General features: G+C 71.3%; 8 protein-coding genes and 1 pseudogene. 1 reads left to right on the top strand and 8 read right to left on the bottom strand.

Going from position 1 to position 6,960, the window contains the following annotated elements; all coding sequences use genetic code 11:
- The 4 genes and pseudogenes from AC08OP_RS17625 to pyrR form a co-directional block, all read right to left on the bottom strand.
- Positions 1-280: pseudogene (locus AC08OP_RS17625) on the bottom strand (hypothetical protein); the annotation flags it as partial.
- Positions 277-1,665: a dihydroorotase gene (locus AC08OP_RS17620; RefSeq protein WP_476615191.1), complete on the bottom strand. Its 1,389-nt coding sequence runs from the start codon at positions 1,663-1,665 to the stop codon at positions 277-279. The pseudogene AC08OP_RS17625 and the gene AC08OP_RS17620, both read right to left, overlap by 4 nt.
- Entirely contained in the window at positions 1,662-2,585 is a 924-nt protein-coding gene (locus AC08OP_RS17615; protein ID WP_476615190.1) for an aspartate carbamoyltransferase catalytic subunit, read from the bottom strand. Before AC08OP_RS17615 ends, AC08OP_RS17620 begins: the two co-directional genes overlap by 4 nt.
- 49 nt (positions 2,586-2,634) lie before the next feature.
- Entirely contained in the window at positions 2,635-3,255 is a 621-nt protein-coding gene (gene pyrR / locus AC08OP_RS17610; RefSeq protein WP_476615189.1) for a bifunctional pyr operon transcriptional regulator/uracil phosphoribosyltransferase PyrR, read from the bottom strand.
- A gap of 427 nt (positions 3,256-3,682) precedes the next feature.
- Here pyrR and bldD point away from each other — a divergent pair, with 427 nt between their 5' ends.
- Complete coding sequence (bldD, locus tag AC08OP_RS17605; protein ID WP_011437589.1) at positions 3,683-4,180, top strand: transcriptional regulator BldD; 498 nt, start codon at positions 3,683-3,685, stop codon at positions 4,178-4,180.
- 203 nt (positions 4,181-4,383) lie between these two features.
- Here the strand turns inward: bldD and nusB are convergent, their stop codons facing one another.
- From nusB to AC08OP_RS17585, 4 genes are all read right to left on the bottom strand, one after another.
- On the bottom strand, positions 4,384-4,848 hold the full coding sequence (gene nusB, locus AC08OP_RS17600; RefSeq protein ID WP_476615193.1) for a transcription antitermination factor NusB: 465 nt from the start codon (positions 4,846-4,848) through the stop codon (positions 4,384-4,386).
- Complete coding sequence (gene efp / locus AC08OP_RS17595; protein WP_011437591.1) at positions 4,845-5,408, bottom strand: elongation factor P; 564 nt, start codon at positions 5,406-5,408, stop codon at positions 4,845-4,847. The genes nusB and efp overlap by 4 nt, the downstream gene beginning before the upstream one ends.
- A 212-nt stretch (positions 5,409-5,620) precedes the next feature.
- Complete coding sequence (gene aroB, locus AC08OP_RS17590) at positions 5,621-6,709, bottom strand: 3-dehydroquinate synthase (RefSeq protein WP_476615192.1); 1,089 nt, start codon at positions 6,707-6,709, stop codon at positions 5,621-5,623.
- 2 nt (positions 6,710-6,711) lie between these two features.
- Positions 6,712-6,960, bottom strand: a 249-nt coding sequence (locus AC08OP_RS17585) for a shikimate kinase (protein WP_476615188.1), incomplete at its 5' end; no start/stop codon positions are given.

The following is a 6,960-nucleotide window of genomic DNA, read 5'->3' as shown; positions in this document are numbered from 1 at the left end:
CCAGCCAGTGCCCGGCGTCGACGGTGCCGAGGTACATCCCGCGCAGCGGAGCGGCGAACACCGTGCCCGGTTCCGCCGGCGGGACGGGCAGCTCGGGAAGGTCCTCCTCCTGACGCTCGGCCCGGTTGCGCCACGCCCGTCGCATCGAACCGACCACCGCGACGAACACCAGCAACAGACCGAGCAGGAGAAGCAGGTGCAGCCCCAGGCGGTCCGGCGCCCGGTCCAAGGCGACGGCGGGCCCGGCGGCCTGCAGGGATACGGCGTGCGAAACAATCATACGATCTTCCCGTCGAGCACGGTGGGCCGTCCCCGCAGGAACGTGGCGCGGATCGTTCCCGGCAGCGACCGGCCCGCATAGGGCGTGTTGCGGCTGCGGCTGGCGAGCGCGTCCGGCTCGACCATCCGCCACGGCGCCGGATCGAGCAGGGTGACGGTCGCGGGCGCGCCCACTGCTATGGAACTCCACACCTCGGTCGCGGTTCGCGGCAGGCCACCGATCCTCGCCGGGGCCAGTGCCATCCGCTCGGCGACCCCGGCCCAGTCCAACCGGCCCGGGATGACCATCGTCTCGATGACCACCGACAGCGCCGTCTCGAGACCGAGCATGCCGGGACGCGCGGCGGCCCACTCCGTCTCCTTGTCCTCCAGCGCGTGCGGGGCGTGGTCGGTGGCGACGCAGTCGATCGTGCCGTCGGCGAGCCCGGCGCGCAGCGCGGCGACGTCGGCGGCGGTGCGCAGCGGCGGGTTGACCTTGTAGACCGGGTCGAACGAGCAGACCAGGTCGTCGGTGAGCAGCAGGTGGTGCGGGGTCACCTCGGCGGTGACGTTCCAGCCCTTCGCCTTGGCCCACCGGATGATCTCCACCGATCCGGCGGTGGAGACGTGACAGACGTGCAGCCGGGAGCCGACGTGCCCGGCCAGCAGCGCGTCCCGGGCGATGATCGCCTCCTCGGCGACCGCGGGCCACCCCGGCAGCCCCAGCCGGGCGGCCACCGTGCCCTCGTTCATCTGGGCGTTCTCGGTCAGTCGCGGTTCCTGCGCATGCTGGGCGATCACCCCGTCGAACGCCTTGACGTACTCCAGCGCCCGGCGCATGAGCAGCGCGTCCGACACGCAGTGCCCGTCGTCGGAGAAGACCCGCACGCCCGCCGCGGAGGAGGCCATGGCGCCGAGTTCAGCGAGCCGCTCGCCGGCAAGCCCGACGGTGACCGCGCCGACCGGCCGGACGTCGCAGTGACCCGCATCCAGGCCGAGCCGCCACACCTGCTCGACGACCCCCGCGGTGTCGGCGACCGGATTGGTGTTCGCCATCGCGAACACGGTGGTGTAGCCACCGAGGGCCGCGGCGCGGGTGCCGGAGGCGACCGTCTCGGCGTCCTCCCGGCCGGGTTCCCGCAGGTGAGTGTGCAGGTCGACCAGGCCGGGGAGCAGGATCAGCCCGTCCGTGCCCAGCACGGTGGTGCCGGCGGGCAGTCCCCCGGCCCCGGCGTGCGTGGAGCCGGCCGGTCGCCAGGCGGCCACCACCCCGCCCGCGAGGACGACGTCGACAGGGTCCCCGCCGAGCGGGCGGACCCGCCGCAGGACCCAGGAGGTCCCCGTCGGCGTCCCCGTCGGCGTCCCCACCGGCGTCTCTCCCGGCGTCTCCGCCGCGGGCGTCGTCATGAGACCTCCCCGGAACCACCCAGCAGCAGGTACAGCACGGCCATCCGCACGCTCACCCCGTTCGCAACCTGTTCCACGACTGTCGACCGGGCGGAGTCTGCGACCCGGGAGGCGATCTCCATCCCGCGTACCATCGGGCCGGGATGCATCACCAGGGCGTGGCCGGGCAACATCTCCGCCCGGTCGGCATCCAGCCCATAGCGCCGGCTGTACTCCCGTTCGGTCGGGAAGAAGGCCGCGGACATCCGCTCCCGCTGGACCCGCAGCATCATCACCACGTCGCTCTTGGGCAGCACGGCGTCGAGGTCGTACGACACCTCGACCGGCCACGAGGAGATCCCGAGGGGCAACAACGTCGGCGGGGCCACGACGGTCACCGTCGCGCCCAGCGTGGCGAGCAGCCACACGTTCGATCGCGCTACCCGGGAATGCAGCACGTCGCCGACGATGGTGACGGCGAGGCCGTCGATCCGGCCGAGCCGGCGGCGCATGGTGAAGGCGTCGAGCAGGGCCTGGGTCGGGTGCTCGTGGGTGCCGTCTCCCGCGTTCACCACGCTGCCGCGCACCCAGGAGGCCAGTCGGTGCGGCGCGCCGCTCGCGGCATGCCGGCAGACCACGGCGTCGGCGCCCATCGCCTCGAGGGTCTGCGCCGTGTCCTTCAGGCTTTCGCCCTTCGACACGCTTGACCCGCGCGCCGAAAAATTGATCACATCGGCCGACAGTCTCTTGGCGGCTACCTCGAAGGACGTGCGGGTGCGGGTGGAGTCTTCGAAGAACAGGTTGACGACGGTGCGGCCCCGCAGGGTCGGCAGTTTGCGCACCGACGCCTCGGCGACCCGCGCCATCCGTTCGGCGGTGTCCAGCACCAGCAGCGCGTCGTCCCGGTCGAGATCCTCGGTCGAGAGGAGATGGCGGTTCACACCCGTCCCCCGAACCCGGCTCGTGCTCCCCGCACGGCACTCCCCCCGATCATGGCTGGTTCCCGGGGGGCGCGCCGTCGGCGACGTCCCCCCCGGCGGCCGAGAGGATCAGTACGCCGTCGGCGCCGTCGATCTCCCGCAGCCGGACGGCCACCGACTCCCGGCGCGAGGTCGGCATGTTCTTCCCGACGTAGTCGGCGCGGATCGGCAGCTCGCGATGGCCCCGGTCGACCAGGACCGCGAGCTGGACGGCACGCGGCCGGCCGTAGGCGGCCAGGGCGTCCAGCGCCGCCCGCACCGTGCGCCCGGAGTAGAGGACGTCGTCGACGAGGATCACCACGCGGCTGTCGACACCACCCTCGGGAATGTCGGTCACCTCAAGGGGACGCACGCCGCGCAGTCGCAGATCGTCGCGGTACATGGTCGGGTCGAGGGAGCCAACCGGGAGACGCACCCCCTCGACGGCCTGCACCCGCTGTGCCAGCCGGTGCGCGAGGGGTACCCCTCGGGTGGGTATTCCGAGCAGGACGACCCCGGCGCCACCGGAGGTCTTCTCGAGAATCTGATGCGCCATCCGGCTGACGATCCGGGTGATGTCGTCTGCGGACAGTACTGCCCGGGCGGTGCCGGGACGGCGCGATGCGGGGTCGCTCGCGGCAGCCGGAGCCACGCGGCATCCCTCCTTCCCCGCCTCACGGGACGGTCCTTAAAGGAGTGGTCCCAGCGACGTTACCAGGGCCCTCAGGACGTGTGAGGGTCTCGCCTCCGGACGCCGGCGCCCCTGGCGCCCAGCGCGACGACGGGTCGCCCACCGGTCCGGACAGCGCGGGACGTTATTGCCGGGCCAACCACGCAGCATCATGTTGTCACTACTTGTCACTGGGTTCGACGCCGTCGCCACAGCGGTGGCGGCACCCGGAAGTTCCCACCGCTCAGGCATAGAGCGCAACCAGGGGGCTACAGAAAGTGGTACAAAGAAAGAGGCGACACGACCCCCCGGGTGTCGAGCGTCAACCCGGCGGGCACTACTATCGGTAACCGCCGGCGGCACGAGCCCCGGTTCCAACTGATCGACCACGACAGGAGTGGGCACTCCGATGTCCGACTATGCGAAGGCGCTCGGTGCTCGGCTGCGCGCGATACGCACCCAGCAGGGGCTCTCGCTTCATGGCGTCGAAGAGAAGTCGCACGGTCGGTGGAAAGCCGTCGTCGTGGGTTCCTACGAACGTGGGGACCGCGCCGTCACCGTGCAGCGCCTCTCCGAGCTCGCGGAATTCTACGGCGTTCCGGTGGGGGAGCTTCTTCCCGAGGGTTCCACCGTCGCTCCGCTGGAGCAGTCTCCCCGGATCGTTCTCGACCTCGAGCGTCTCTCCCAGGTTCCCAAGGAGCAGGGCGGTCCGCTCGCCCGGTACGCGGCGACCATTCAGAGCCAGCGCGGCGACTACAACGGCCGAGTGCTCTCGATCCGGTACGAGGACCTGCGCTCGCTCGCGGTGATCTACGACACCTCGCCGAGCAAGCTCACCGAGCAGCTCGTCTCTTGGGGCGTGCTGTCTCCGGAGCAGGGCGCGGACGCCGCGGCGACCGACGTCTAGCCTCGCTCCGGTACCGCGGTACCGGTACCGCGGTACCGGTACCACAGTCCGCCGGCTCGCATCCGCGCCACCCGCGGCACACGTATCCGGGGAAGGACCCGGTACGTCGCCTGGGCGACGTACCGGGAACGCCGATCCCGGTTCCCTCCCGGTAACCTGGCAGCAGGGTAACCGGGCAACCCGGCAACCCCGGTAGACCGCCGCTACGACGGCTGGCCGGGAATGGAATCCACCGCCGATCCTCGTCCGGTCGACTCGGCCGTGGTGGCCGGGCTCTTCCCCTCGACCAGACTCGCGAGCAGCCCGTTGACGAACGCCGGCGACCGGTGGGTGGAGAGGTTCTTCGCCAGTTCCACGGCTTCGTCGATGGCGACCCGATCCGGGACGTCGGGACGCCAGAGCAGTTCCAGCACGGCGATCCGCAGAATGTTGCGGTCGACCGGGGGCATCCGCTCCAACGTCCAACCCTCGGCGTACCGGGCGATCCGCTCATCGATCTCCCCGCGGTGCTCGATGACCCCCTCGACCAGCTCGACGGCGTATTCCGACACCGGTGGATCGGACTGGGCCAGCCGGGCAGCGAGGATCTCCGGCACGGCGCTCGCGCGCACGTCCGCTTCGTAGAGGATGTCCAGTGCCCGTTTACGGGCCTTGGACCTGGCGCTCAGCTCGTCACCCGGCCCAGGTACCGGCCGTCACGCGTGTCGACCTTGACCTTTTCCCCGCTGGTGATGAACAGCGGCACGTTGATGGTGGCGCCCGTCTCCAGAGTGGCCGGCTTCGTCCCGCCGGTCGAGCGATCGCCCTGCACCCCCGGGTCGGTCTGCGAAATAGTCAGCTCGACGCTGGCCGGCAGTTCGACGTAGAGCGGGGCGCCGTCGTGCAGCGCGACGGTGGCCACGGTGTTCTCCAGCATGTAGTCGGCCGTCCCGCCGACGACATCCGGCGGGATCGGGATCTGATCGTAGGACTCGCTGTCCATGAAGACGAAATCGGCACCGTCCCGGTAGAGGTAGGTCATCTCGCGGCGGTCGACGGTCGCGACGTCGACCTTGACCCCGGCGTTGAAGGTGCGGTCGACGACTTTCCCGGTGAGCACGTTCTTCAGGGTCGTGCGGACGAACGCCCCACCCTTACCCGGCTTGACGTGCTGGAAGCCGACGACGTTCCACAGCACCCCGTCGATGTCGAGCGTCATGCCGTTCTTCAGGTCGTTGGTGGTCGCCACTGCGCGCGTTCTCCGTTTCCATCGCCGTACGCCGACGGCGGGTGTGGTCATTACCCGGACCCTCGTGCGAGGACCGCGGTGCTCTCTCCCCAGGCCATCCCAGGCCGCTTCCCCATCCTCAGGCCGCTTCCGGGCCCGCCACCGGGCGAACGCACCGGGCGCGGACACCGGGCGCGGACGTGGCGGCGATCCTACAAACCGCCGCGACGAGTCTACCGATCCTCGGCGACGGTGGTGAACGCCGCGATTAGCAGGCCAGCGTCCGGATTGTCCAGGATGACGGTGCGGCCCTGCGCCTCGAGGCCGACGAAACGCATCCGCCGTCCCCGTGCCTTCTTGTCGACCCGCATCGCGTCGAGCAGCGCCGCCCACCGGTCGCCCCGGTAGGTCACCGGCAGGCCGATGCGGGTCAGCAGCTCGCGGTGCCGGTCGGCGGTGGCATCGTCGAGGCCGACGACAAGCCGGGACAGCTCCGCCGCGAACACCATGCCCACCGAGATCGCCGCGCCGTGCCGCCAGCTGAAGTGCTCGACCTTCTCGATGGCATGACCGAGGGTGTGACCATAGTTGAGGATCTCCCGCCGGCCGTCCTCCCGCGGATCGCCGGAGACCACCTCGGCCTTGACCCGGATGGACCGCTCGATCAGCTCGGGCAGATGCGCGGCGCCGGTCGGATCGGCGTCGAGCAGATCGATGATCGCCGCGTCGGCGATGAAACCGGTCTTGACGACCTCGGCGAGCCCGGCGCGTACCTCGACGGCCGGCAGGGACTCCAGCGCCGCCAGATCGCACAGCACGCCGAGCGGCTGGTGGAACGCCCCGACCAGGTTCTTGCCCGCGTCGATGTCGATGCCGGTCTTCCCGCCGACCGCCGCGTCGACCATGCCGAGCACGGTGGTCGGCACCTGGACGACGTCCACCCCGCGCAGCCAGCTCGCGGCGACGAACCCGGCCAGGTCCGTCACGGTGCCGCCGCCGAGGCCGATCACCACGTCGTCCCGGGTAAAGCCGATCCGGCCGAGCACGTCCCAGCAGAAGCCGGCGATCCGCAGCTGCTTGGCCTCCTCGCCGTCGGGCACCTCGATGGCGTGCGCCTCCACGCCCGCGTTCTCCCGCAGGTCGGCGACGACGGCGTCCGCGGTGGCCCGCAACGCCCCGGGATGGATCACCGCGGCGCGGGTCCGCCCGGCGACGACCTCGGCGAGCTCGCCGAGCAGGCCCGCCCCGAGCACGACGTCGTAGGGACGCCCGCCGCCCGGCCGTACCGGGATCCGCACGATGTCGGAGGCCTTCACCTGCATACTCACCGTCTGCCCCCTGCGGCATCCGCCGCCTCGCTGCCCCCTGCGGCATCCGCCGCCTCGCCCGGTCCGCTGCCCGCCGCGAGCAGCGGGCCCAGTGCCGCCGCCACCTGATCGGTCACCTCGTCCGGCTCGTGCCCCGCGGTGTCGATGACCACCGTCGCCACCTCGGCGTAGAGCGGCCGGCGTGCCCTGAGCAGGGCGGCGAGCCGCGTGCGGGGCCCCTCGACCAGCAGTGGACGGTCCCGGGC

This window comes from Frankia sp. CeRuru1 (assembly GCF_977966315.1).
Note: the sequence above shows the minus strand (reverse complement) of the source record. Positions and strands in the feature narration are given on the sequence as shown.